Below are 25,594 nucleotides of genomic sequence, written 5' to 3' on the forward strand. Positions count from 1 at the left end.
CGAATAAAAATATTTCCAAAAGGATTAGTATGGCAACGATTTTAACATTAGCGGGTGATGGTATCGGCCCTGAAATTATGACTCAAGCCATTGACGTACTCAATGCTGTTAATGATAAGTTTTTACTTGATTTAACGCTTGAGTCTGGATTGATTGGTGGTGTGGCTATTGATGCAACTGGTGAGCCTTTACCAGATGAAACATTGGCCCGTGCTCGTGCCTCAGATGCTGTATTGCTAGGCGCAGTCGGTGGTCCTAAGTGGGATGCAATTGAGCGTAGTAAACGCCCTGAACGCGGTTTGCTGAAGATTCGCGGTGAACTTGGTTTGTTTGCTAATCTACGTGTAGCTAAGCTTTATCCACAGTTGGCCAACGCTTCAAGTATCAAACCTGAAATTATCTCTGGTCTGGACCTACTGATTGTTCGCGAGCTGACAGGAGGTATCTATTTCGGTGAGCCTCGTGGTATCCGTACACTAGAAAATGGTGAGCAGCAGGGCTATAACACGATGGTGTATAGCACAAGTGAGATTCAGCGTATTGGTAAGGTGGCCTTTGAGCTAGCAAAAACGCGTGCCGAAGCAGCAGGTACCGCAGCTAAAGTGTGTTCAGTTGACAAAGCCAATGTATTAGAAGTCACCGAACTGTGGAAACAGACGATGATCGAGATGCAACAAGCTAATTATAGCGATGTGGCGCTATCACACATGTACGCTGACAATGCTTGTATGCAATTGATTAAAGATCCTAAGCAATTCGATGTTATGGTCACAGGTAATATGTTTGGTGATATCTTATCTGATGAAGCCGCGATGTTGACAGGCTCTATCGGTATGTTGCCATCAGCGAGCCTCGACGAATCAGGTAAAGGTATGTATGAGCCATGCCATGGTTCAGCGCCAGACATCGCAGGACAAGACAAAGCCAATCCATTAGCGACTATCTTGTCTGTTGCGATGATGCTGCGTTATACTTTCAAACAAGAAGAGGCTGCACAAGCAATCGAGCAGGCGGTTAGTGACGTGCTCGATGATGGTCTACGTACGCTTGATATTTTAGATGCCAGTGAAGCTGGACTCAAGCAAGTAGGCTGTAAAGAAATGGGTCAAGCGGTCTTAGCTAAATTATCCTAAGTTCGCCAATATCATATAAATTTCGTTGACAGTCTTTTTTATATTCTCTAAACCCATAAGTTATTAAGTAACTTATGGGTTTTTTATATTTTAAGTAGAAAGTCATGTCTGACTATAAACAAACCAGTATGTTTAAGTGCTTTATTAACAAATGATTAATAAGAATAGTCAGTTATTAACATAAAGCTGTTAGGGATTGGTGGTGTTGCTATGGCAGTATGTTGCTACAGTAAATTTTCCGATACTTTTTCGGTACGATATTCTTTTGATAGATAGTAATTGTTTAGGAGTTTTTATGTCTCAACTACTAAAAGTTGGTGGCGTTGTTGCTGCGTTAGGAACAGCATCACTATTATCAGTAGGTTGCAGCAGTGCCAACACTACTGAAAACAGCGTACAAACGACTGAAGATAAGTCAGCTGGTAATAGCTCGATAGATAACGGGATGAATACCACTACAGAGGCTACTACGACAGATAGCAATATGAATGTAGGTGCAGAAGCTGACATGAGCGCTATGAGTACGCAGAATAGCGACAGTACCAATACTGAGAAAACAGACAGTACGATGACGGGTAGCAATGATATAAGCCCAGTCACTAATGGTGTCAGTCAGCAAATAACAGGTGATAGCAACACTGCCAACTCGTTGAATAAACTACTGCCCAAAATTAAATACAGCACAACAGCGCTATCGGAAACTGCCAAAAAAGTAAATGACGCCACATGGAAAGTCGACAGCAAAATAGATCGAAATGTCGGTACTAAAATACAAGCGTTACTAAACTGGAATCATAGTGGTGTTGGTGCAATAGATGGCTACTGGGGGAAAAATACGCGCAAAGCCATGCAAGCGTTTCAGAAGGCGCAGGGCCTGCCAGTAACAGAATCGCTGGACGAAAAAACGTGGCAAGCGTTAACCAACAACAGCACACTTACCTCACAACCAGTATTGGTTAGCTATCAGTTAACCGATGCTGACGTGAGTGTCAAGACAACTCAGATTCCGGCTGGCGCAGAAGCCAAAGCTGAGTTAGAGGGGATGTATTATGAAAGCGTCCTAGAATCTTTGGGTGAAAAGTTCCATATCAGTCGTGATTATCTCAAATCACTCAATCCCGATGCCAACTTTGAAAGTGGTGAAACTATTACCGTTTATAACCCAGGTAATCCTAATACTACGCCAGTAAGCCGTGTAGTCGCTGACAAAGCCACTGAAACACTCTATGCGTATGATGAAAACAACAACTTGATTGCTAGCTATCCGACGACAGTAGGCAGCACAGAAACACCTTCACCAACGGGAACGCATCAGGTTAAAGTTAAAATTCATGAACCCAATTATACCTATACTGGTGACAATGGTGAAAAATCTATTATACCGCCAGGTCCCAATAATCCAGTTGGTTCAGTATGGATTGGGCTAAGCAAGCCTTCATATGGCATTCATGGTTCACCAGATCCTGAGCGTATTAGCCGTCAGGCGTCGGCAGGCTGTGTTCGCCTCACCAATTGGGATGCATTGGCGCTATTGGGTGTTATCGAGGATGGTGCTACCGTTGAGTTCACTTAATTCATAATTTAATTAATTCATAAAACGCAGACAAAAAAATACCGCTGACATTGAGCGGTATTTTTGGGTAAAAATAAACAGCAAATACTAAATAGCTAGAACTGTGACAGACAATAATGAGTAGGTTAATATTTTCATTATTATTATCAGTTAAACCACCCAAGCGCCTATATTAGCTATCAGCGATAACGTAACTATTCAGTCATTGGTTGTCTATTTTACCAATGTTAATACTTTTATAATCATATTGATTAGTAAGTATTTAGTTTTTACCACGGTAGGTGATACGGCCTTTAGATAAGTCATAAGGCGTCATTTCAACTTTAACCTTATCACCTGTCAAGATACGAATATAATGCTTACGCATCTTACCAGAGATATGCGCAATAATTTCGTGCCCGTTTTCTAAACGAACTTTGAACAAAGTATTAGGAAGGGTATCAATGACTTCGCCTTCAAATTCAATAATATCGTCTTTTGCCATAATTTGTATCAATCAATTAAAAAATAAGCCCATATTATACGTAAGTTAGTGGCTTAAAGCAATACGCACCTGCTTTCGACTTGACAGTATGTAAGTGATATGTATGCTAAATTATATTGATTTATTCAGGCAAATTTAACCAAACAGGTGTTAGTGGTGCATCTGGTAATAGGTTTTGAAAACGTTCAGGATAATAAGCATTGATAAAATACAGCCCATCACCTGAAGCGGTGGGCGGTGCGATCGTTCGATCCTTTTTATGCAAAATATTTAAAAAATCTGCTGGTTCTAGCTCATGGCTACCAATAGCATACAACGTACCCATCAAATTACGCACCATATGATGCAAAAATCCATCTGCTTGTATATCAAAAACGATAAACTGACCATGAGCAAAAAGGTTTGCATGGCTAATCGTGCGTACTGGCTGATTGGATTGACAGGCAGCAGCACGGTAACTGCTAAAATCGTGCGTGCCGACAATATCGGCTGCTGCTTGCTGCATGGCTTCTAAATCAAGCGGTTCATAAATATGCGTTACTTGATGATTTAGTATTGCGGGGCGCTGTGCTTGGTTGAGCGTAATATAACGATAGCGACGAGCAATAGCACCAAAGCGCGCATGAAAATCAGCGGGCATGGGTTGTATCCAGCGTAGAGCAATATCATCAGGGAGCAGGCTGTTCACACCGCGCAACCAGTTATGAGTAGGACGATACGCATGAGTCGTAAAATGGGCAATCATATTGCTAGCATGCACGCTGGCATCAGTACGCCCAGCTGCGATAATTTCTACTGGCTCATTGGCGACTTTGCCAATAGCTGTCTCTAACGCTTCTTGTACGCCCAAAACTTCTCGTTGCCGTTGCCAGCCATGATAATGGGTACCCAAGAACTCAATAGCAATCGCTAAAGTGTAGGTTGGTTCAGTTTCGATAGTTTCAATTTCAGACATTAGGGTTTCTAAACTTATAAAATTGGAATGAATTAAAAGTCGCTTAACGTTTCTTGATGCTAGTGCCAGTTTGGTTAATATTATTTAACCAACGCTGTCTGCGTCTCGCAGGACTATCATAGCGAAGTAGTAACCATAGTAATCGGGCATAAATAGCAGGTATGGTTAAACGACCACCAGCAATGACATGATGATCATATTGCCAACTACCTGCTGCATAGCTGTCGCTGACGCCGCCGAACGGACATTGACTGGCTGATATCACCATGTGTCCACGCTCATGAGCAAGGGTCAGTGTCTCTGCTAATGCAGATGAGTAAGGAATGTTACCTGCGCCAAATCCCAATAAGATAATGCCACATGGTGGCTGCGACAATAAAGCTTGTAGCTGATTGTCTATGATAGAAACATCGTTAGGTAAGCAATATAGTGCATGGATACTTGCGTTTTCAGAACGTGTCTTAATACTGGATAGCAAGTCTTGTTGGTCGTCAAGCCAATGTTGCCTACGAGTATCAGGTAGATTTTTTATATAACTATTGGCTGGATAAGCGGCGCGAGAATGACCAGTAAATGCCATCAGGTCATGACTGTGAATCTTTTGTACCGTTTGAGCAGGCCATGATTCGCCGCCGAAACTAATCTTCACGCCTGATTCACCAGCAGCCGCTAATTTTAATGAGTCGTTGAGATTGCCCCAAGCATCGCTGTGTTCATCGATGTTATAGGAATGCAATGTCTCACTGTCTAATAACGGACGCATACTTGCAGTCAGAACAATACAAATATCACTACCTGCAAAAGCCTCTGCTAAAAATGCGCCTAAATAACTTAGCGTATCTGTGCCAGTGATGAGTACAAAACGTCTATCACCTTTTGCATAAGCATTGAGTAGTAATTGATAGAAATGCGTAAAATCGCTAGGGGTAAGTTGGCTACTGTCTTTAATCAGGGTATTTTTTAACCATGAGACTGTCGGTAAGTTATTCGTATTGTCTTGCTCAGATAAAAGTTTTTGTAAGGCAGGCAAAAATACTTCTGCTGATAATGGTGCTAAAGGTCTACCATAGCTACCAAAAGTGCCGCCAGCATAAATCAGTTGAATAGGATCGGATAGATTCTTGAGCATAACAGAAGATGGCATAGTATCAACACAGTAAGCAAGTATGGAAGAAAAGAAGTGCTAGAGTTTGAGCAACGATGGCTAAAGAGTTTAATAATAGATAGTATTGGAGTTAAATGCAAAAAAAATCAGCAAGCACCTCGTGATTAGGAAGTACTTACTGATGAAAGACTAGGCTATTGACTATGCAGTACGATCAAGCAATATCTGTGCCTGCTGTTTCTGTTCGTCATTACCTTGAGCTATCACTTCATTGAGTAAGCGTTTTGCACTGTCGTATTCCCCCAGTTGTAGATATTGATCTGCTAGGTTTAACGTTACTTGATTACTGTCTAACGACTTTACAAAATCAAAATCTGCTGCGAAACGCGATGAGAAATCTTCTGCTGACCCAGTCTCTTGAGGTATAACAGGAGCGTCACTCTCAACTGGTGCAGCTATAGAAACTGGGGTATCAGTCGACGGAGTGTCAAATAAAGAGTCAATGTCATCAATATTAAAATCGTCATCTATCAGTGTATTATCATCAAATCTCAGTGATGCAGCAGGTGCGATATTTGATTCTTCAACATCAGAAACCTCTATCTCGTCATGAGGTAATGGTTCCTCAAGGTTAATATCTGCAAAGCTGTCTTCTTCAAGAGTGATGTTCTCAGAAGCATTGTTCTCAAAATCAGTGTTTTCAAGAATGAAACTATCGAAATCACTATCGTTTTCAGACGTAGATAGGTCATCATTGGAGACAGTATCGATGTCATCTGATGTATCGAGGCTGTCTAAAGATAAGGCAAAGTCATCTTCATTGCTTTGAATAGTATCAATAGAGTGTTCTTCCGAGTTGAAAGATACGTCATTGGTTGTGAGGTTTTCTTTGTCTGCATTGGCTGCTAAATCATCGAAGTCCAAGACAAAATTTTCTTCTAGTATTGTTTCCTGGCTACTATCACTATGTGAAGAATTATTATCTACTGAAGCCTCAGTCGAAGTGTTGTCGTCAAATGAACCAAAGTCAAATTCAAAGTCACTAAGATCGTCATCTTCGCTATTGCTAATATTATTGTTAACAGAGGCTTCTAAAATGTCGTTGTTTACGTCGTCTAATGGTGTGACAGAAATTTCACTTGTCGCACTAGGTGTATCCAAACCATTCTCTAAATCGCTGAGGGTTAGATCAAAGCTGTTTTCCTCATTATCAAGGCTAGTCTCAGATGAGATGGCCGAGCTTTCGATAGGTGCATTCATGACATCGTTGGTGTTTTCAACAACTGAATGACTAGACACTACATCGGTATCAATGTTACTCGTCGGCAAATCAAAGTCTATACTTTCAAAGTTAGTCGTATTTTCTACTGGTAGTTCTTGAGCCTGTGCGGCAACTGGATTTGGCTCTTCAAAATATAAGCTTTTTAGCTCATTGGCACGAACAATAGTGCTCTCGTCACTATGTACTTTTATAGTTTCATAAACATTATTGAAATCTTCTGGCTGATTTATCGTAGCGTATACGCTGAGTAGTTTAAGAGACAATGCACTGTCGTGAGGTTTCTCACTTAAACCACGTTTAATGGTTTCGATCGCCTTGTCGTAGCGCTGTTGATCCATAAAACGCTGAGCAATAGTGATATGGTCAAATTTATGGCTATTGCTGACACTAGTATGGGCAGGAGTACCATAATCTACTTTTGGCGATAGAGTAGACACATCTTCTCTTGAGTTAATAGGCGATGGTGCTGACGATTTCTGTGCCTTATTTTTACGCAAAAATAAAGCCGCCACTAATAAGATAAGCGCTAATCCAGCAATGATATATAGCATATTGTCCATAGTTATTCCTACGCCTGTGATCACAATATAATGTATGAGTCAGTTAGGCAATTATTGATTGCGTAATTTTTCGAGACGAGCTTGTAGCTCAGCTAATTTTTGGTTTTGTAGTTGAATTTTTTTAGTATAGCTACTAAGAGTGCTACTCGTACTTGATAAACGTTGGGCCTGTGATGCTGTCTGCTGCCGAGATGCTTTGAGGGTTTCCAATATATCTGTATTCAAACCATTTCCTGTGTTTGATGCCGACTTTGCTTGAGTGCCATCTGCATTCCCATTTCGTCCAGGCGCAAGTACAGAAAACTGTGCTTTTGATAAGGTCTGTGTTTTAGTCGTTGTGGATTTTTTAGGGCGCTTAGTCGCTTGCGTACTTATAGAAGGTTTTTTAAAAGCTCTCTGAGCTGTTTTTTGCATTGCGGCTGTATTTGCTCTGCGAATATATTGTCTTTGCGCATCGATAGCAGCTTCCAATTTTTTCTGCGATGGTATGACATCATAGCTGGGTAAAATAAGCTTAGCGTCTGCTTTCAATTGATCCGCGTCTTTATTGATAAAAGCGTCAGGATTTTGTGATTGAATCTGTTTCATCACAACTGAAGTATCTAAGTCGTTTTCTTGCGCAATCTGTTGAGCAATAATCCATAGACTATCGTTACGTTGTACCTGGTATTGATTGACTGTTGAGTTGTCTATTGTTACATCATTTGAAGGCGTATTGTTTGTAGCGCTATTAGTATTTTTTAAAGCTGCATTATTAGAAGGTGCATTATTAATAGAAGCTTCCATGACGCTAGGATTACTGTTCTCAGTACTACTTGCTATAACACTAGTAGTCGGATTAGGTGTGGACAATGCGTCAACGTCTGTTTTTTTACGACTTGGCTGTATTTGTCGTGTGACCTGAATATTTAGAGTATCGAGTGGTTTATCAATCAATACTTTATCTAAAATTGGAATGTTTTTGATACTTAATTTAGCACTATCATTGGCAATAGCTTTTGTAGTTGCAGTGCTATTATTTGCACTCAAAGCACTGCTATCTAAACGATTTGATGAACTAAAGCTGTTGCCAGTCTTCTTTACATTACTGCTAGTGTTCTTGATATCAGAGCTGTTATTCAAGCGACCGTTATCAAGCCGACTAGGTGCGTAAGTAAGATTGCTAGTCTGCGAAGCCGCTGTTACTGTTGGTGCTTGTATGTCAGATGCTGGTCTAGAAACAGAAGGATTAACTGCTGCTACGTTTGCTAGAGCTGGCTGATTTTCAGCAGTGTTGTATACTGATATTAGTGGCGGCGGCGCACCTTTTCTTACGGTCAACGGTCTGGCTGTGCTTGCAGAAACACTAGGCAGATTGAGTTTTTGAGTAGCTTTGACAATGTTTTTTGGAGTTTTATTAATCGGTAGACTATCGTTTAACGGCATTAATAATGTCTTTGGTACGACATTTTGCTGCCCACTATCATTGATCGATAAGACCAAATCAGCGAAAGGATTGGATACAGGCTTTGATGTGCTAATTAACACCTTGCCACTGGTCGCTGAAGTTGCTTGAAAACGTACCTCCATTGAGTCGGTCGGAGTCAAGCCCATCTGTTGATATATGACTGGATTGGCCAAGCTCGCTGAAAAATCAGACGCTTGTATATCAGTAACCGCGATACTTGCATTCAACGGTTCATGTTGAGCTGAGCTAACGATTGTATTGCCGATAGTTGCAGCCTGCGCACTTGGAATAATAGCGGCTAAACCTACAGAATAAAGTAATGCCATCGATACCGCGCGATGTACAGGAGTCAAGCGACGAGATAAATGACAAGACATGAGCAGTCCTTTAGGATTTTAGTTATCTTTGCTGTTATAGCAAAGTATGGTTTAGTTTACCAGTTTATTTCACAACTGTTGCGTCCAGTGCATAAGTGTTTACTTAATGTCTAATTCATTTTCTTATCAAGTAGCATGGCATCACCATAACTAAAAAACCGATACTCTTTTTCAATGGCATGTTGATAGGCGTATTCAATCGATGTTTTTCCAGAAAAAGCTGATACTAACATCAGCAACGTCGATTTGGGTAAATGAAAGTTTGTTAGCAAACGATCAATGACACCGAATTTAAACCCTGGATAAATGAAGATGTCCGTGTCCCCTGACCAGCTAGAGAGTGCTTGTCCATTGATAGCTGTTTTTTGATAAGCCGTTTCAAGGACGCGAGTCACCGTAGTACCAATAGCAATAACTTTGTTACCATTTGCATGCGTTTTATTAATCAGTTCGGCAGTTGCTTGCGGTAGATGTGCATACTCACTGTGCATAGTATGATTAAGCAAGTTGTCTGTCTTAACTGGCGCAAAGGTACCAGCGCCAACATGTAATGTCACAAAAGCAGTATTGATGCCCTTTTCTGACAACTTATTAAGCACCAAGTCGTCAAAGTGCAAACTTGCTGTTGGGGCAGCAACACTTGCAAGCTTGGCTGGGTCATGGAATACAGTCTGATAACGGGTATTATCAGTGTCATCAGCATGACGTTCAAAGTAAGGCGGGATAGGTAGCTCGCCATAAAGTTCTAAATCAGGCAAGATGTGTTTATCAAATGCTAAAACAAACAAATTATCCTGACGACCAATCATCAAGCCACTCATATGGCCATCAGCCAGTTGAAAGCGCTGCCCAAGTTTCAGCGCTTTGCTGGCTTTTACATGGCAAAGTGCAATATGTTCTTGATTAACTGACTTATCGTTTGAATCTTCTAAATGCAATGTTGTTATATCTAAGTCTGAGACACTAACCAAGCGCTCAATCAATACCTCAAGTTTACCGCCGGTATCTTTTTGACCAAATAGACGTGCCTTCATCACCTTTGTATCATTAAAGACAATCAGGTCTCCAGCGTCTAATAATTCAGGTAGCTCAGAAAACAAACAGTCCTTTACAGAGGTAGCATTTGGGTCAGTTTGGGCAGGTAAATACAAAAGTTTTGAAGCAGATCGCTGTGCCAATGGGTATCGCGCAATCAAGCGGTCTGGTAGGTCATAGTCATAATCTTCCACGCTCAGATAGTCTAAGGCATCGCTGTTCTCATTGTTATTAATCGGGGCGTTAGAGTCGGAAGATGCAGTGTGAGAGTTGGTCATAGTTAGTCTTTAAATGAATAGAAATTTTGGCATAATTGTAGCAGAAATGCTGCTATAAAAACTTTCTTTACTAAGTAGTCATCGTGCACAAAATATATTTAATTTATATAAATAGCCTAAGCATAAATTATACGTTCTAACTACTTCAACAGTAATTTGCTTTTGATTTATTCAAATAAATTCAATTGAGGCAATAACTGGGCCGCAGATGCCAATGAAGAAAATGTGACGCCAACTAATCGAATAGGAAGCTGGCGTGGAATATTTAAGAATAGCTTATCTAACCAGTAGTGTGCAGATTCAGCGCTACTAAAAGGGGTAGTTAGCGTATGCGTACGAGTAATTTGAGTAAAGTCAGCGTACTTAATCTTGAGTGTTATAGTATGAGCAATCAGATTTTTTTTGTGTAACTGTTGAAAGGCATCCGTAGTCTGTTCATAGATTTGGATGCGTAGCGCTGTATCATCATCTAGGTTTTCTCTAAAAGTTGTCTCTGAACCAACAGATTTATGCAGACGCTTAGATTGGACAGCGCGTTCATCCCGACCATGAGCTATATCATGATAAAACTGTCCGCGCTTGCCAAACTGTTGTACCAGTACATCAGCTGATGTACGTCGCAAATCAGCACCATTGGTTATACCCATGGTATGCAATCGTTTTGCTGTTGCTTTACCGATACCATGAAATCGTTCAATAGGTAACGTGCTGATAAAAGCATCAGCATCTTTGGGTGTAATAATAGCGGTGCCATTGGGTTTGTTGATGTCAGAAGCAATCTTGGCTAACATCTTGTTGAAGGAGACACCAGCAGAAGCGGTCAGTCCTGTATGTTGTAATATTTGTGCTCTTAACCAATTGGCCATCAATGTCGCTGAACCTTTATGTACACTAATTCCAGTAACATCAAGATAAGCTTCATCTAAGGATAATGGCTCAACATGAGGCGTTAAGCGATACATGAGATTTCGAATATCTCTACTAACAGCTCGATATACTTCAAAACGTGGTCTTACAAATATGACACTTGGGCAGCGTTTGCGCGCCTCATAGCAAGACATTGCTGAGCGTACCCCAAACTGACGAACCTCATAGCTAGCCGCTGCTACAACACCGCGACCATTTGGATCTCCACCAACTACTAATGGCTGACCCTGTAATTCTGGAAAGTCACGTTGTTCTACACTGGCATAAAACGCATCCATATCTATGTGAATGATTTTGCGTGTGTTGGCTTCTGTAAGAGTGTTCATAATTCGTATTTTACATCGATCAATACTTTTATTTCAGTATCGATTATTAAATTATAAAAGAGTTTTTAGAATATACGACTATAAAAATAGGGCAATACATGAATACTTTATATGTCATTGATAAAGTTTATGATGAGTTCAACAATCATAAATATACAGCATCAAGATAATAATGAATTCAATACCAGTAGTATATGTTTCTTATGATATATTCTGTAATACGCATACAATAGTTGTTTAACACTTCCTATATTCCATGTCCTGGATTTATTGCCTTCCGTCGCGAATATTATTGTTCTATGTTACAGTTATAATGCTATCGTTTTATAATATATTAACTATGATAGTGAGTGGATATAAAAGTACTGAACGTCTTTCTGTAGGCGTTGTACTTTTCCAATAGGATGTTGTTTGTAGCTCATACCAAACTTGTAGATTGAATACTGGTAAATTAATTTTTTTAAATCAGTAGTTAGAAGGTTCAAGGTAATTAAGGAGCTGATGATGAGTCATGAATTAAAAGGGAGTGATTTGACACGAGCAATGCTGGCGCGCGGCGATAAAAAAGTATGGTGTGCAGTTTGTGACGAAAGTGATGAACGAGCGATGATGAATCATTATGGTAATGATTTTACAGCTTATATTGTGTCATTTGATGGAAGATATTTTTATTGTAGTACGGGTACGCCATGGAGTTACGCGGTACCAATAAAGATAAGTGCTGTCATGCCATTTGAAGTATCCATATAAACGAGATAGTGGTTTATCAAAACAACAATAATAAGCACAAAAAAACCTCCGATAAAGGAGGCTAGTTTGTACTAAATATTGGTACCAGTGGTCGGACTCGAACCGACACGCTTTTAAAGGCAACGGATTTTGAATCCGTCATGTCTACCAATTCCATCACACTGGCATGTTAGGTAATAATAGTTAGTGACTAAATATTATCGAAGACTAAATATTATCGAATTGGGCTACAGTGTTGACTGTATAGGCTGCGTATTATAGCAGCCTATTTACATGCGTCAAGTATTATTTTATACAATTTTTCCATTTATTCTACTGATGCTAAATAGTGTCATTCTAACCGACAAAGGCACGCTCAACTGCGTAATCTGCTTGCACACCCATACGAGGTGAAACTGTCAGGCCAAAGTCATCTAAAATAGCGGAAACCTCAGCATTAAACGGCATGCTGCCACAAAGCATGACGCGGTCATCATCTTTATTCATTGGCGGTAAACCAATGTCTTCGAACAGCTTACCTGATTTCATCAAATCAGTGACACGTCCTTGGTTTCTGAATTCTTCACGCGTAACGGTTGGATAATAGATGAATTTTTCGCGATACCATTCACCAAAAATTTCATCGTTAGGTAGCTCATTTTCAAACATTTCACGATAGGCCAAATCTTTAGTATGACGTACGCCATGGACTAAAATAATTTTATCAAAACGCTCATACACTTCAGGATCACGTGCTAGTGATAAGAAAGGAGCAAGGCCAGTACCAGTAGAGAGCATATAAAGGTTTTTGCCTGGTAGTAGATCGTCCAATACTAGTGTGCCCGTTGGTTTTTTACTGACTAACAGCTCGTCACCTACTTTGATATGCTGTAATCGCGAGGTTAGTGGACCATCTTGAACTTTAATAGAAAAGAATTCTAAGTGATCTTCATAGTTAGGGCTGGCAATTGAATAAGCGCGTAGTAGTGGCTTGCCATCAACAACGAGTCCAATCATCGCAAATTCGCCATTACGAAAGCGCAAGCCATCATCACGAGTGGTTTTGATACTAAATAGAGAGTCATTCCAGTGATGAACCTCTGTGACCGTTTCGGTGCGAAGTTTTGACATAAAGCCCTCGTTAATAAGTTGTTATTGGTTTGTTAAGTTTGAATAAGTATTAAATCAGAATTTTCAATAGTAGTTTGAACATTATAAAAACGTATCAGTCTTTCAATCGTCGTCGAAACTGCTATTTTTATGAAATAGTAAATGATGAACAGGCGTACTAGAGCTGGTTCATTAATTTATATATAACCAACTATTAGGTCATTAGACACATTAGATTTATGTCAACCATGACAATATTATGTGTCATATCGCTCAAATGTAAATGACTCTCATCAAATTCTTGCTCATAATACCAAACTTTAAAATAAAAATCCGTCTAGCAGTGATTGTCTAGCATGATAAAATGGAATATCGTTAGTGAGTAATTTTGTATCATTTGGCCAAACTGTTTTATAAAGGCAGTTCTGTATTACTGGAATTATTCTATGCTTAATGAGAAGCCACTGTTAGATAACTACCACCAAGCTCCTTTTATCGGCTATCACCGCGCACCGCTGTCACAAAAATTTGGTGCGCCGCGCCAACCAAATTTGGTCGCTTTGACCAGTATTATTGAGATGTTAACGCCATATGATACGCCAGCTGCATTTGATGGTTTAGATAAGTTTAGTCATATATGGGTCAGTTGGCAGTTTCATCATAATTACCGATATAAAAATAATAATGAAACGAGTACTGGCTTTCGCGCTCAAGTACGACCACCAAGGTTGGGTGGTAATCAAAAGATAGGGGTGTTCGCCAGTCGTAGTATGTATCGTCCTTCAGGGCTAGGCCTATCTGTTGTCAAGCTCGAACAGATCAAAGTAGTCCAAGGTCGTGTATTACTGGTTATCAAAGGCACTGATATGATAGATGGCACGCCAATCATTGATATAAAGCCATATGTTGCTTACAGCGATGCGTTGATACAGGCTGAGAGCGGATTTGCATCAACTGCGCCAAAATTACTAAATGTGACCGTGACCGACGCTGCTAATGAGCAGTTTATGATGCTGATAAACAACGGCACTCATAACGATGATACAAGTATCAACGACGCAAACCTTGAATTGAGTAATACGACAGTTGCGTCTACGATTCATCGTATACAAAGTCAATTGATAGCCTCAGATATGAGCATTATCAGAGAGTTAATTGCCCAAGATCCGCGTCCAGCTTATCGTCAGACAGAGATAGCCAGGCCATTTATTATGCGCTATAAGTCAGTCGATGTAAGTTTTCAGTTGATGGAATCAGGACAGCTACAGATAACCGCTGTGATATCAATATAACTGGCTTACATTGATATTATTTTTGGCAAAATTTTTTAAAATAATAGAAGAAGAGAGATATGTCTGCTCAACAGTACTCGATAGTAATTGATTTGCGTTGGTGTCTAGATGAGCTATTGGCAGATAGAGTGATTGATCAACGTGGCTATAATCTAGTCATTACTAGCCGTCGTGATAAGGCGCAGCATCCTCTACTAACGATTAGTGAATTTGGCTTACCTAATGGCCACGCGACGGACAATAGCGCTGAAAATAAATTAACATTGGACTGGCTTAACCAGTGGTTGGCGGCTAAAGCAGGTATGTCTCTCGTTCGTATTGATCCTCTAAAGGTCGATGTTCCTGCGGTCACTCAATTGATGTCATTTGAATATGCACGCTCACAGTATATTTTACCGATTGAGGTCGCTGTAGATGAAGTGATTATCGGAACAGATCAGCCTTTTCATACTGACTGGCACTCAAATATTGAAAAACTGATCAAATCAAAAAGCTATCGTACAGTCTATATTAATCCTGAGCAGATCAAACGCTACCGGCAAGAGTTCTATCAAGTCACCCAAGCGATTGCAGGCGCAAATAGTGTCCATAAGCGTGCAGCTGCCGATGTGACCAATGTCGAAGCATTACTGCAATTGGGTGACAATACTAACCCTGATGCCAATGACCAGCATATTGTCAGGGTCGTTGATTGGCTGTTGCAATATGCCTTTGAGCAACGAGCTAGTGATATCCATTTAGAGCCACGTCGTGAGACGGGTAAGGTTCGCTTCCGTATTGATGGTGTGCTTCACACGGTGTATGAGATGCCGTTGGCAATCATCGTCGCGGTGACCGCGCGTATCAAAATTCTAGGGCGGTTAAACGTTGCAGAAAAGCGTAAGCCGCAAGATGGTCGTTTAAAGACGCGAACGCCGAAAGGGTTAGAGACAGAACTACGTTTGTCGACTATGCCAACCGCTTTTGGTGAAAAGTTGGTCATGCGGGTGTTTGATCCTGAAGTACTAGTACGTTCCTTCGGTCAGCTTGGCTTATCAGGCAAGCAGCTTGAAACGTGGCACGAATTGACGGCCCATCCAAATGGAATTATTTTGGTCACTGGGCCTACAGGTTCAGGTAAAACTACAACCTTGTATAGTACTCTCAAGCAACTGGCGACTGAACAAGTCAATGTCTGTACCATTGAAGATCCTATTGAAATGATTGAACCTGCATTTAACCAAATGCAAGTGAATCCAGGTGTTGATCTAAACTTTGCTGACGGCATTCGCTCTTTGATGCGTCAAGACCCGGATATTATTATGGTGGGGGAGATTCGTGATGCTGAAACAGCCAATATGGCAGTACAAGCCTCATTGACAGGGCATTTGGTGCTCTCGACACTACATACTAACGATGCGCCAAGCTCAATCACTCGCTTGCATGATTTGGGTATTCAACCATTTTTGACATCAGCAACTATCTTAGGCGTGATGGCACAGCGCTTATTACGTACGCTATGCCCACATTGTAAAAAAGCGGTAGACGTTATGCCAGATAGCGAGGTTGCCATTCAATGGCAGGAGTTGGTACAACCTTGGCGCGCACCTGCCCCAGCACAAATTTATATAGCTCAAGGCTGCGAGCACTGTCGACACACTGGTTATCAGGGACGAGTCGGCCTATACGAGATTATGCCATTGTCTAACGAATTAAAAAAACTGGTCGCAGCCGACACGAATTTAGATATGCTCAAACAACAAGCCTATCGTGAAGGTCTACAGCCATTACGTTTGTCAGGGGCAAAGCGCATTAGTGAAGGCGTAACCACTATAGAAGAGGTCATGCGAATGGTGCCTCTTAATTAACTGTTGTATTTGAAGTCGTGTTTAGCGTTCCCAACGTACGTTTTGGCGAATGATTTTTGCTGGTGTGCCTGCTACCATACAGTTTGGTATCGTAACGGGTTTATTGACGAAGGCACCTGCTGCGATGATACACCCATCAGCGATAGAGACGTTTTTTGAAATAGTCACATTAGCCGCAATCCAAATGTGATCTCCTAGAATGACGTCAGAATGTGCTTTGTTCACTCGTACGTTAGTATCTATATCGTATACCTTGTGCACATCGGTAGCACGAATTTCAATACCGCGCGATATCATACAAGAATTACCAATAGTCACGCTCTTATCACGTGCCAATATATAGCAGTCGATGGCAGTGGTATGATCACCAATATGAATACGTAAATGATTACCAACGACTAACAACTGACCAGAAAATTTAACATTTTTTGCGATAGTGACTTGATTGTGATTACCATTGATGTCTATTTTTAATTTGTTAAATTTTCCATGACTACCGATGGTGATGCGATTGTTATCACCCTTGCGAATAGTGATTGTAGAGTTGCCAATGATACGTATGTCTTTGGCAATTTCAATATGATTGTTATGACCTCTATCTTGTAATAAAAACCATTGTTTGTACAGTTGCTTGGGCAATAGTGTTTTGAAAACAGGGGATAAAGTGATGGTTTTTTTATGGTTCATAGTATGGCGCTTATGAGAGATAATAAAATTTTCAAGGCTTCATCTCTTAAAGTATTTTGACGGTATCTTCTAAGTGCTCATCTTCCACTTAGCTAAAATATACGATTAGAGTGTTTTTTATAACAATCAACGTAGTGTACCGCTAAACCATACTTGAAAACAGCTTCCTTCATAGCAATTAATATTAAGAAAATTTAAATTCCCAGACTTTTAATTGAGAAAGTTTCAACAACGAGATTATTTATGTTTACAGATACTCATTGCCACCTCAACCGTTTAGATTTGACCAAATACGACGGTAAATTATCTGGCGCGATTGACGCCATGAAAGCTGCGAATGTTACCCGCGCGATGGCAATTATGTGTGATTTTGCAGAGTATGACGAGATTGCCAACATTGTGAGCACCTATGGTGACGAGACACTAAATCTAGGGATGAGTGTAGGGATCCATCCTTGCGAAGATATCGATGTACTGAAATCAGCGACTGTTGAGCGTTTAATAGAGACTGCTGATAAAGACCATGTATGGGCAATAGGTGAGACAGGGCTAGATTACTACTGGTCTACAGAAAACAAAAAAGAGCAGCAAGCCAGTCTTGCACGTCATATCCATGCCAGTCAGCAACTCAAAAAACCGCTTGTCATACATATGCGTGATGCAAAAGAAGATACGATCGATATCTTAAAAAGTGAAGGTGCTGAGCATGGTATTATTCATTGCTTCACTGAAGATTGGGAGACTGCGAAACGTGCTTTGGATTTGGGGTTCTATATTTCTTTTTCGGGTATCGTCAGTTTTAAAAGCGCACAAAACATCCAAGACGCTGCACGACATATGCCTAGAGACAGAATCTTGATTGAGACAGACAGTCCATATTTGGCGCCTGTTCCTAAACGCGGTCGCCCCAATGAGCCTGCCTATGTACCCTATGTCGCGAGCTTTATTGCAGATATGTATGGTTGTGATAGTAACGAGGTCGGTGCATTAACCGCAAAAAACTTTGAAAATTTACTGGCACAGTATCATTAAAATGGTTATGCTATGACCAGTCAGTCATTTGTACAATAGTCTTATAGTTCAATCCTATTTAGTATTTGATTCGCTAAACGCAACTACATGATTATAAATGACTAATTTTAAATGTAAGCATATCCCTTTTATGGTATTTCAGCAGCTTTTGTATAGCTTTATACGCTCATTGCCAAATGTACGTACATAATTGATGGACATATGCTTAATCTTGTCATGTTTTAGGAGAGATTATGAGTCGTCAGCACCAGTTCAAGGCACGAGAAGAGAATATCTTAGCGATGGCAGAGCAATTGCTACTTGAGTCAGGCGATGGTGATATCACTTTAGACAGTTTGGCGGATCAGCTCGATTTGGCTAAAGGTACCTTATACAAGCATTTCTCCAGTAAAGATGAGCTTTATCTGCGTATTATTATTCGTTACGAAGAGCAATTGTTTGAGATTAACCGCATTGATGACTGCCCATCGGCAGGCGTTGCCCGCATGATTTTCCAGCAGTTATTCAACCCGCAAAAAGCCATGCTATTGAACCAAATCGAAGAGCGCCTGGCAGCATCAGTGACTGGTCTTAACCGTTTGTTTGGTGAGTTGTATGATATCCGTCGTCAGCGCATGAAGCGTTTGATTGATATCATCAGCGTATACCTAAAAGACGAGCACAGCAACCTGAGTACTCGTGATTATCTATCGTCTATTTGGGCGATTGGTCAGGGCGGTGCAGGATTATTAAATTCAAGCTTTTATCAACGCTACTTAGGTCGCCGTGATACGCTGCGTTACGCCTTTGTTCAGCAGGTGCTAGAGTTGCCAAGCCATTATCCTGCTGACGATGACGAAGTGATGGATGAGGATATGCAGGAGCTGGTAGAACAAATCGATACTGAATCAGAAGAGCATCGCAATACCAACTACTAAAGCAATTATTGATAAAGTAGCTCTTAGTAAAGGAACAATTAGTTTTTGGGTTGTGAACCTTTTTTGGCTCTAATAAGTCGTGTTGTAATGGTTACTATTGCAGCACGAATTTGTATATCTTGTAATATTCTTCAAAACCCCTTTCTCATTCTGCGACAATTAAAATTGGACTTATAGGTGCAATATGCTGGTCACTGTCAAGTCTCAGTCCAATTCAGCGGCTACTTGCTCTTTTACTTTAATTAGTCGAAATTCTCGGTCAGGTTGTTTTCACATCAGTCCTATAAACCATTGTCATAGTTGCCCCTCCACACTAACTTATACTCATCACTTATCGTCTGCTTCATCAATAAAAAATCGGGCACAGACTGGTTTTACGTTGGTAGAAATCGTAGTAGTAGTGGTTATCCTATCTATATTTGCTGGTATGATGAGTTTGTCTGTTGGTAGTAGTGAATCTCGCAAAAACCGCGCTTTCTATGAGCATTTGACCGATTCGTTGAGCTACGTTCGCCTATTATCTGCTGAGCGTATGCAACCAATGGGTTTGCGTATGCAAGCAGATAAGCAAGGTCAAGTAGAACCAGTCATCGTTGCTCTGTCAAATCCATATGTTGCGTATCAAACAACGAAGGTGACGTCAGCTAGCACCGACAGTCAGCCTAAGAATGCCATGGAGCTGTCGGCAGAAGTTGCTGGTCTTTCAGGCTCTAACGATGAGAAAAAACCAACGCCAAGCTGGGAGGTAGAGTCAGGTGTTAGCTTGCCTGAGCTTCCTACTGGCGTGAGTATTAGAGTTCAAAGTCTGGATTTTAGCGGTTCACAGAATATGGAGCGAACCCAAACGTTACAACCTTGGTTTAGTGATCAAAATGTACCGCAGGTATTGTGGTTTGGTACGGGACAAGCAGCGCCTGTCACTATTGAAATACTTCACGATTCGCGTTTAGTGGGCGAGGTGATTACGATAATGCCAGATGGTAGCATGCGAATCGGACAGGGGGTCTAGTGACGAAGTTATATAAACCTCTTATGACTAGCCAGCCGATGTCATTCAAGTCTATATCAACCAAGCCTGGACGCGAGAGCGGCTTTACCCTTATTGAAGTGATGGTTGCTCTGGCTATTTTAGCAGTGGTAGCAGTCGCGGCGAGCCGTGCTAGTAGTGCGTATTTGAGCTCGGTTGATATATTGCGTACTCGTACGCTTGCTCACTTCGTCGCTCAAAATGCCGCCGCTGATTTACGAATTCAAGAGACGTGGCTGACAGCCAACCGCACTCAAACCGTTAATGCTCAAGGGCGTGATTGGCAAATAGTAATGACAGTCGGTGACGCCATCACACCCGCCTTAAAAGAAGTCAATATCGCAGTGGCACCCATTATAGATGGACAGACACGCACATCGGTTACTGATATCACTATGATGCTAAGTAATGCTGAGCAAGATACGGGCAGTTTGGACTTAAGTGGTCTAAGTACAGGTAATAGCGAGCAGGCAGGGGGCGGTTTGTGAGGCATCAGCGTGGTTTCACACTGCTTGAACTAATGGTTGCGATGGCAATATTTGCAATGCTAGCCGTTGCAGGTTGGCAAGTATTTGATGGTGTAAACCGTGCTCGTGAACGCGCGCAAATCCATGCTGACAATCTAGCTGTCTTGCAGTACGCCTATTTGCAATTACAGCAAGACATGGGTCAGATGATCCCTTATCAAGCGGCGACTACCCAGAATGTCAGTGTAGCGAACAACAGTACTAGTTCAGGTAATAATACTCAATCAAGCGAGCAAATAAACGAAATAGCGCCTGAGCCCTTTATGAGCTTAGATGATGAACGTGTCAGCTTTGTACGCTTCGCCGATCCTGATCCAAGATATCAGAGTAGCAATAGCATCCAACGTATCGAATACATTTTCGCAGATGAGCGTTTGATACGTCGTCAATATACCAGTATCGAAGGCGGACGTGATAGCGTTAGCTTGGATAGCGTGTTACTTGAAGGTATTACAGCAGGACGCTGGCAAGCCTATCTACCAGAGCTAAGCATCAAGTTTCCGAGCGACGATACTAACAGTGGCAATAGTACAAATACAGCAAGAGGACAAGCAGCAAATACAGTGAGTCCTAAACCCACAGCTATTTTATTACCGAAAGGAATTGCGGTTAACTTTACTTATCAAGACATGCCAATCACTTGGCAATGGGCACTTGCTCCGCAACCGATATCACATAGCAATAATCAAAGCATAGTCAACAACACAGACGGTAGTAGCAATGATAATGCTAACAGTGACAGCAGCGGTGCTGATAATAGCAATGTAGCAACGAATAATTGAGAAGGTAGTCGCTAAAATGTATCAACTGCTCAATAACAAAGGCTGTGTATGTCGATAACTGCGAACTCTCAGCGCGGTGTCGCATTACTGACTATCTTATTATTGGTAGTGAGCATCACGGTGGTTGCAGGGTCTATGCTTGCTAGCCAAAAAATTACGATTAGACGTAGTAGTCTGTTATTTGATCAAAATCAGTTACTGCAAGATATCGATGCAGGTCAACAATTGGCAGTAACGATGATTCATGCTGATAGCAACTTTAATGATACTGATAGTGCGCAAGATATCTGGGCGCAGCCAATACCACCGTATGCATTGGCCAATCATAGTGTCAGCATCGAGCTACGTGATGAGTCTGGTCGTTTTAACATTAATAACTTGTATCAAGATGGAACGGTCAACACCAGTGCTTTAGAAACATTCCAACGACTGTTCACGCAACTAAATCTAGAGCCTGATATCGCTACTGCCGTACTTGATTGGCAAGATGCAGGCGGCGAGGTATATCAAGATGGCGGTGATGAAAGTGCGGTATATGCGCAGCAGTCAAACGCTATAGCTTCAGACGCTCTGCCAAATCAGCCGTTTGTCAGTATCGATCAGCTACAAGAAGTCAAAGGGATGAGTGCGGAGACATTAGCGGTATTGCGACCTTATCTGACTGCGGTGCCGTATTATGTGCCGATTAATATCAATACTGCCAGTCCAGTATTGTTAGCAGCACTGGTTGATGGCGCCAACAGTCAACAGATGCAAGCACTGATTGATATGCGCGTACAGCAGGCGCTGACATCTATTGATGCAATGTGGCAATTACCGATATTTAGTAGTTTAAATGAAGAACAGCGTAAAGCGTTAACACCAATGCTGGCCGTTGATAGCCAAGCTTTTATGGCGCTTATCACAGCAACTGATAATGCAGCTGTCGGTCAGGCTAGACAGCGTTTTGCCACCGTCTTGATTAGTAAAACTGTCGTTGATACTAATCAAGCAGTTAATAGTAGTCAGACAGCTAATAGTAATCAAGCGGCAAATGGTGGTGAGGTAGACGGTAAAATGCCCAAGGAAGTCCAAGTAGTGACACAGCGACTATGGGCATTTCGTCCGAGTTTTTAGCGGATAGTGTTGGGATCGTATTTAATCTTTAAGGCGTGTTTCTTCGCTAGACTTCCAGTTATAAGCCCCGTAAAAAAGCATTTGTGCTTGACGAGTACAGTTATGTAGCATTAGCTGTTTATTCTCTTCGATTTCGTTTAGATCAATCTCATCATCATGATCTTCCGTATAGGTTAGCTCTAACCAGTCAATAATCCAAGAGAAGAACATGTTTACGCCAGCCTCAGCCAATAAACGACGGTCGTAAGCATTGATGTGAGTAAATGCTGGCTGTAACGCTAAGTCGTCTGCTAAACCTTGAGCGTGTATCTTAATTAACTCATTGATAGCTTTTCGCACTGCTTCTGACCCACCATAACGCTCGCTGACCAAGAATTGCCAGTAATAAGGCTGATCGCTGACCATATACAAAAACAGCTGAATGCTTTTTGCGATTTGGCGATCAAAGCTACGTTTGCGTCCAATTTGTAGACTGTCACTTAAAGTAGCTAACGTGCCGCCCAATTCCTCAATGACCAAAGCACGTCCAAGTGATTCCATATCATCGAAATGGCGATAAAACGCAGTCGGCACAACGCCAACCTCGCGTGTTACTTGTCTGAGGCTGATAGAGCTAAAAGATTGCCCTGTCATACATAAATCAAGCACAGCATTAAAAAAGGCGTGCCGAGTTTGAAGTTTTTTTTGTTCGCGACTGCTCATAATATTTCAAAATTATCCAATAGAGGTTTATCATACTCATTTCAACGTATAAATACGACTGAAATACGCCATTCGTGTTCATTTACTAAACCTGCACTGGTCTTTTAAACCACTGTGCCCCAATGTCCCTGCAATTCTTGCGCCAATCGATAGGCTTCATGGTCATTCATACCTGTAATAAAATCCAAAATATTTAAGACATTATGATAGGTATCGTCGGACAATACGCGGCGATGCTCGTCAAGATGAGGCTGCAATAATCTTAATAAACGTTGCTGTTCAAAGGACATTGGCGGCTGCATAGTAGCAGGTTGAGACCCTGTCCAAGCGAGTGGCATAAAGGCATTCAATAGGCTATGTAAGCACTGATTGGCCATCAGCTCCATCCTTACTTTACTAGGATGATTAAATATTTTTTCGCGTGCCAACTGCTTAGCTTGATTAATACCCCTCTGTACGCTGGTATCACAATGATCAAACAGACTGCCTTGCAGCGTGCCCGCCAGCAATGCATCGCTGTTAGCGACAAAAGCATCGGTAACAGTATTGACCAAACGCATCATAGCTCGTGCCCGCAGAGAAGCGAGACTCTGTCTAACAGACATATGTGCTGGCAAGCTTACACTACTCGGGCGCTCACCAATTAGCTCATAAAATATCGTGGCTACTTCGCTATAGGTTAGCATATTCAGATTGATGCCATCTTCTAAATCGATTAGTGCGTAACAGATATCATCTGCCGCTTCTAGCAAGTAAGCCAATGGATGACGCGCAAAACCATCGTGCTGCTCTGAGCGTGGTAAGTTCAAACAGGCTGCTAACTCTTCTAACTGAGAAGCCTCGCTATAAAAGCAGCCAAATTTCTGCACATTATAATGGTTGTCATTGACGTCGTTGCTGTGAGTCGCCAACCATGGATATTTCATAAATGCGCCTAAGGTGGCACAAGTGAGTCGCATACCACCTTTATCAGGGTGATGTTCATTACGTGCTAATAAGCGAAATCCTTGAGCATTGCCTTCGTATGCCAGTAAGTCCAGTCGCTCGTTGCTGCTTAAGTTTTGCAAAATCGCTTGAGGGTCGGGCTGCCTAAACCAATCACGAACCGCATACTCTCCAGCGTGGCCAAAAGGCGGATTGCCTATATCATGAGCGAGACAAGCTGCTTGCACAATGACACCGACATCTGCTGGTGACACTCCTGCTGGCAAGCCGCTACTTAACGCATCATGAATTTTTTCAGCAGCCATCATTCCCAAAGAGCGTCCAATAGAAGAAACTTCTAGCGAATGAGTCAGGCGCGTATGAATACCGAGCTGATTGGTCAACGGATGAACTTGGGTCTTTTGATTGAGCTGACGAAAAGAATGAGAAAATACCAACCTGTCATAGTCTTTGTGAAACTGAGAGCGAGTACTGGTATTAGCGTTGAATTTTTTGGTAGCACCAAGACGCTGTGAGTTGAGGAGCTGCGACCATTGTGTGGTAGGAGATGACAAGGAAGTTGGTGTACTTAGCATATTGAAACATCCGAAACCAAGGGAGCCTCTAGCATAGCAAATTAGCGCCCTTGGTACAGCTATAGTCAACCATCTATAAAGTGGATACGATGTTATTTTCGCTTAGCCTACTGCTTGTAGTGCTTTTACTTGGTTTGCTTGTATCCGAATCATATTGAATTGACTACATTAAGATTTTTGGCAGTTAAATAACACTTCTTCCTCTTCAATCGCTACATCACTATCTAGTGTTTTATTACGCAATGTTGCTTTGTCGCCATTTACTTGCCATATGATACCGTGAGTGTCATCCAGTCCAATCTCACCTACATACGCTTGTGTATTGGTATCAGTGTTGCTATCTGAGGTAGCGACCAAATCGTAATCTAGACCATCGATGATTAAGTTTGCGGTGTGTGGTGTATCGTCGTTATGGTAAGAAGCACCAATGGTAGCAGTTGGCTCACAGGTAAATGGCGTGCCTGCACTGGCATGATCGTGTCCTTCATGATCGTGTCCTTCATGATCGTGTCCTTCGTGATCGTGCCCTTCGTGATCGTGCCCTTCGTGATCGTGCCCTTCGTGATCGTGCCCTTCGTGATCTTGCCCTTCGTGATCATGTTCTTCGTGATCATGCTCTGCCGTTACTTCTTCAGATACTGCTGTATCTGTACTAGGCTGACAGCCCAATAATGAGCCTGTCATGATACTTCCGATTAATGCAGCGCCTGCAAGTTTAGAGAATGAGAGAGAGTCAGTCATGGTATAAGTTCTCGAATAAGTGAAAATGAAGGTATGTTATAATATAACAATAGGTAGGTAAAATAAAGCCGATGCTAGAGAAT

The 25,594-nt window shown here is 41.5% G+C and carries 23 protein-coding genes and 1 tRNA gene; 11 read left to right on the forward strand and 13 right to left on the reverse strand.

Annotation, left to right across the window (positions count from 1 at the left end; all coding sequences use genetic code 11):
• The first annotated feature begins 29 nt into the window (after positions 1 to 29).
• Entirely contained in the window at positions 30 to 1,133 is a 1,104-nt protein-coding gene (gene leuB, locus ACT3QR_RS01105) for a 3-isopropylmalate dehydrogenase (RefSeq protein WP_444519553.1), read from the forward strand.
• A 295-nt stretch (positions 1,134 to 1,428) separates the two neighbouring features.
• Entirely contained in the window at positions 1,429 to 2,706 is a 1,278-nt protein-coding gene (locus tag ACT3QR_RS01110) for a L,D-transpeptidase family protein (protein WP_444519554.1), read from the forward strand.
• A 262-nt stretch (positions 2,707 to 2,968) separates the two neighbouring features.
• Here ACT3QR_RS01110 and infA read toward each other — a convergent pair whose 3' ends face one another.
• The 7 genes from infA to dinB form a co-directional block, all read right to left on the reverse strand.
• The gene (gene infA / locus ACT3QR_RS01115; RefSeq protein ID WP_021814850.1) at positions 2,969 to 3,190 is read right to left on the reverse strand and encodes a translation initiation factor IF-1; all 222 of its coding nucleotides are present in this window, start codon (positions 3,188 to 3,190) and stop codon (positions 2,969 to 2,971) included.
• Between the two features lie 121 nt (positions 3,191 to 3,311).
• On the reverse strand, positions 3,312 to 4,145 hold the full coding sequence (gene truA, locus ACT3QR_RS01120) for a tRNA pseudouridine(38-40) synthase TruA (protein ID WP_444519555.1): 834 nt from the start codon (positions 4,143 to 4,145) through the stop codon (positions 3,312 to 3,314).
• A gap of 43 nt (positions 4,146 to 4,188) precedes the next feature.
• Complete coding sequence (locus tag ACT3QR_RS01125; RefSeq protein WP_444519556.1) at positions 4,189 to 5,289, reverse strand: asparaginase; 1,101 nt, start codon at positions 5,287 to 5,289, stop codon at positions 4,189 to 4,191.
• Between the two features lie 162 nt (positions 5,290 to 5,451).
• Positions 5,452 to 7,092, reverse strand: coding sequence for a FimV/HubP family polar landmark protein (locus tag ACT3QR_RS01130; RefSeq protein ID WP_444519557.1), 1,641 nt, complete (start codon positions 7,090 to 7,092; stop codon positions 5,452 to 5,454).
• Positions 7,093 to 7,143: 51 nt separating this feature from the next.
• Positions 7,144 to 8,916 (reverse strand): type IV pilus assembly protein FimV, encoded by a 1,773-nt coding sequence (locus ACT3QR_RS01135; RefSeq protein ID WP_444519558.1) that lies wholly within the window; start codon positions 8,914 to 8,916, stop codon positions 7,144 to 7,146.
• Between the two features lie 110 nt (positions 8,917 to 9,026).
• Positions 9,027 to 10,229: a tRNA preQ1(34) S-adenosylmethionine ribosyltransferase-isomerase QueA gene (queA, locus tag ACT3QR_RS01140; protein WP_444519559.1), complete on the reverse strand. Its 1,203-nt coding sequence runs from the start codon at positions 10,227 to 10,229 to the stop codon at positions 9,027 to 9,029.
• A gap of 167 nt (positions 10,230 to 10,396) precedes the next feature.
• Positions 10,397 to 11,482, reverse strand: a complete 1,086-nt coding sequence (gene dinB / locus ACT3QR_RS01145) for a DNA polymerase IV (RefSeq protein ID WP_444519560.1) — start codon at positions 11,480 to 11,482, stop codon at positions 10,397 to 10,399.
• A 501-nt stretch (positions 11,483 to 11,983) separates the two neighbouring features.
• Here dinB and ACT3QR_RS01150 point away from each other — a divergent pair.
• Complete coding sequence (locus tag ACT3QR_RS01150; RefSeq protein WP_444519561.1) at positions 11,984 to 12,232, forward strand: hypothetical protein; 249 nt, start codon at positions 11,984 to 11,986, stop codon at positions 12,230 to 12,232.
• Between the two features lie 79 nt (positions 12,233 to 12,311).
• Here the strand turns inward: ACT3QR_RS01150 and ACT3QR_RS01155 are convergent.
• Together ACT3QR_RS01155 and ACT3QR_RS01160 are read right to left on the reverse strand one after the other, a co-directional pair.
• Positions 12,312 to 12,398: transfer RNA gene (locus ACT3QR_RS01155), tRNA-Leu, on the reverse strand.
• Between the two features lie 170 nt (positions 12,399 to 12,568).
• Positions 12,569 to 13,342, reverse strand: a complete 774-nt coding sequence (locus tag ACT3QR_RS01160; protein ID WP_444519562.1) for a ferredoxin--NADP reductase — start codon at positions 13,340 to 13,342, stop codon at positions 12,569 to 12,571.
• A gap of 425 nt (positions 13,343 to 13,767) precedes the next feature.
• Here ACT3QR_RS01160 and tsaA point away from each other — a divergent pair, with 425 nt between their 5' ends.
• Together tsaA and ACT3QR_RS01170 are read left to right on the forward strand one after the other, a co-directional pair.
• Positions 13,768 to 14,613 (forward strand): tRNA (N6-threonylcarbamoyladenosine(37)-N6)-methyltransferase TrmO, encoded by an 846-nt coding sequence (gene tsaA, locus ACT3QR_RS01165; protein ID WP_444519563.1) that lies wholly within the window; start codon positions 13,768 to 13,770, stop codon positions 14,611 to 14,613.
• Positions 14,614 to 14,672: 59 nt separating this feature from the next.
• A complete protein-coding gene (locus tag ACT3QR_RS01170) occupies positions 14,673 to 16,460 on the forward strand; it encodes a GspE/PulE family protein (RefSeq protein ID WP_444519564.1) in 1,788 nt (595 codons plus the stop codon).
• A gap of 21 nt (positions 16,461 to 16,481) precedes the next feature.
• Here the strand turns inward: ACT3QR_RS01170 and ACT3QR_RS01175 are convergent, their stop codons facing one another.
• Positions 16,482 to 17,147 (reverse strand): acyltransferase, encoded by a 666-nt coding sequence (locus ACT3QR_RS01175; RefSeq protein WP_444519565.1) that lies wholly within the window; start codon positions 17,145 to 17,147, stop codon positions 16,482 to 16,484.
• A gap of 243 nt (positions 17,148 to 17,390) precedes the next feature.
• Here ACT3QR_RS01175 and ACT3QR_RS01180 point away from each other — a divergent pair, with 243 nt between their 5' ends.
• The 6 genes from ACT3QR_RS01180 to gspK all read left to right on the forward strand — a co-directional run bounded on the left by ACT3QR_RS01180 (position 17,391) and on the right by gspK (position 22,548).
• Positions 17,391 to 18,179, forward strand: coding sequence for a TatD family hydrolase (locus tag ACT3QR_RS01180; protein ID WP_444519566.1), 789 nt, complete (start codon positions 17,391 to 17,393; stop codon positions 18,177 to 18,179).
• Positions 18,180 to 18,412: 233 nt separating this feature from the next.
• Entirely contained in the window at positions 18,413 to 19,096 is a 684-nt protein-coding gene (locus tag ACT3QR_RS01185) for a TetR/AcrR family transcriptional regulator (protein WP_444519567.1), read from the forward strand.
• A gap of 349 nt (positions 19,097 to 19,445) precedes the next feature.
• Positions 19,446 to 20,105: a prepilin-type N-terminal cleavage/methylation domain-containing protein gene (locus ACT3QR_RS01190; RefSeq protein WP_444519840.1), complete on the forward strand. Its 660-nt coding sequence runs from the start codon at positions 19,446 to 19,448 to the stop codon at positions 20,103 to 20,105.
• Positions 20,106 to 20,143: 38 nt separating this feature from the next.
• The gene (gene gspI, locus ACT3QR_RS01195) at positions 20,144 to 20,611 is read left to right on the forward strand and encodes a type II secretion system minor pseudopilin GspI (RefSeq protein ID WP_444519568.1); all 468 of its coding nucleotides are present in this window, start codon (positions 20,144 to 20,146) and stop codon (positions 20,609 to 20,611) included.
• Positions 20,608 to 21,432 (forward strand): type II secretion system minor pseudopilin GspJ, encoded by an 825-nt coding sequence (gene gspJ / locus ACT3QR_RS01200; RefSeq protein ID WP_444519569.1) that lies wholly within the window; start codon positions 20,608 to 20,610, stop codon positions 21,430 to 21,432. Before gspI ends, gspJ begins: the two co-directional genes overlap by 4 nt.
• 48 nt (positions 21,433 to 21,480) lie before the next feature.
• The gene (gspK, locus tag ACT3QR_RS01205) at positions 21,481 to 22,548 is read left to right on the forward strand and encodes a type II secretion system minor pseudopilin GspK (RefSeq protein ID WP_444519570.1); all 1,068 of its coding nucleotides are present in this window, start codon (positions 21,481 to 21,483) and stop codon (positions 22,546 to 22,548) included.
• A gap of 21 nt (positions 22,549 to 22,569) precedes the next feature.
• Here the strand turns inward: gspK and ACT3QR_RS01210 are convergent, their stop codons facing one another.
• The 3 genes from ACT3QR_RS01210 to ACT3QR_RS01220 form a co-directional block, all read right to left on the reverse strand.
• Entirely contained in the window at positions 22,570 to 23,250 is a 681-nt protein-coding gene (locus tag ACT3QR_RS01210; protein ID WP_057759356.1) for a TetR family transcriptional regulator, read from the reverse strand.
• Between the two features lie 104 nt (positions 23,251 to 23,354).
• On the reverse strand, positions 23,355 to 24,770 hold the full coding sequence (locus tag ACT3QR_RS01215) for a deoxyguanosinetriphosphate triphosphohydrolase (protein WP_444519571.1): 1,416 nt from the start codon (positions 24,768 to 24,770) through the stop codon (positions 23,355 to 23,357).
• A gap of 168 nt (positions 24,771 to 24,938) precedes the next feature.
• Complete coding sequence (locus ACT3QR_RS01220; RefSeq protein WP_444519572.1) at positions 24,939 to 25,511, reverse strand: hypothetical protein; 573 nt, start codon at positions 25,509 to 25,511, stop codon at positions 24,939 to 24,941.
• Positions 25,512 to 25,594 lie beyond the last annotated feature (83 nt).

Source organism: Psychrobacter sp. AOP7-B1-25, assembly GCF_052376195.1.
Lineage (GTDB): Bacteria > Pseudomonadota > Gammaproteobacteria > Pseudomonadales > Moraxellaceae > Psychrobacter.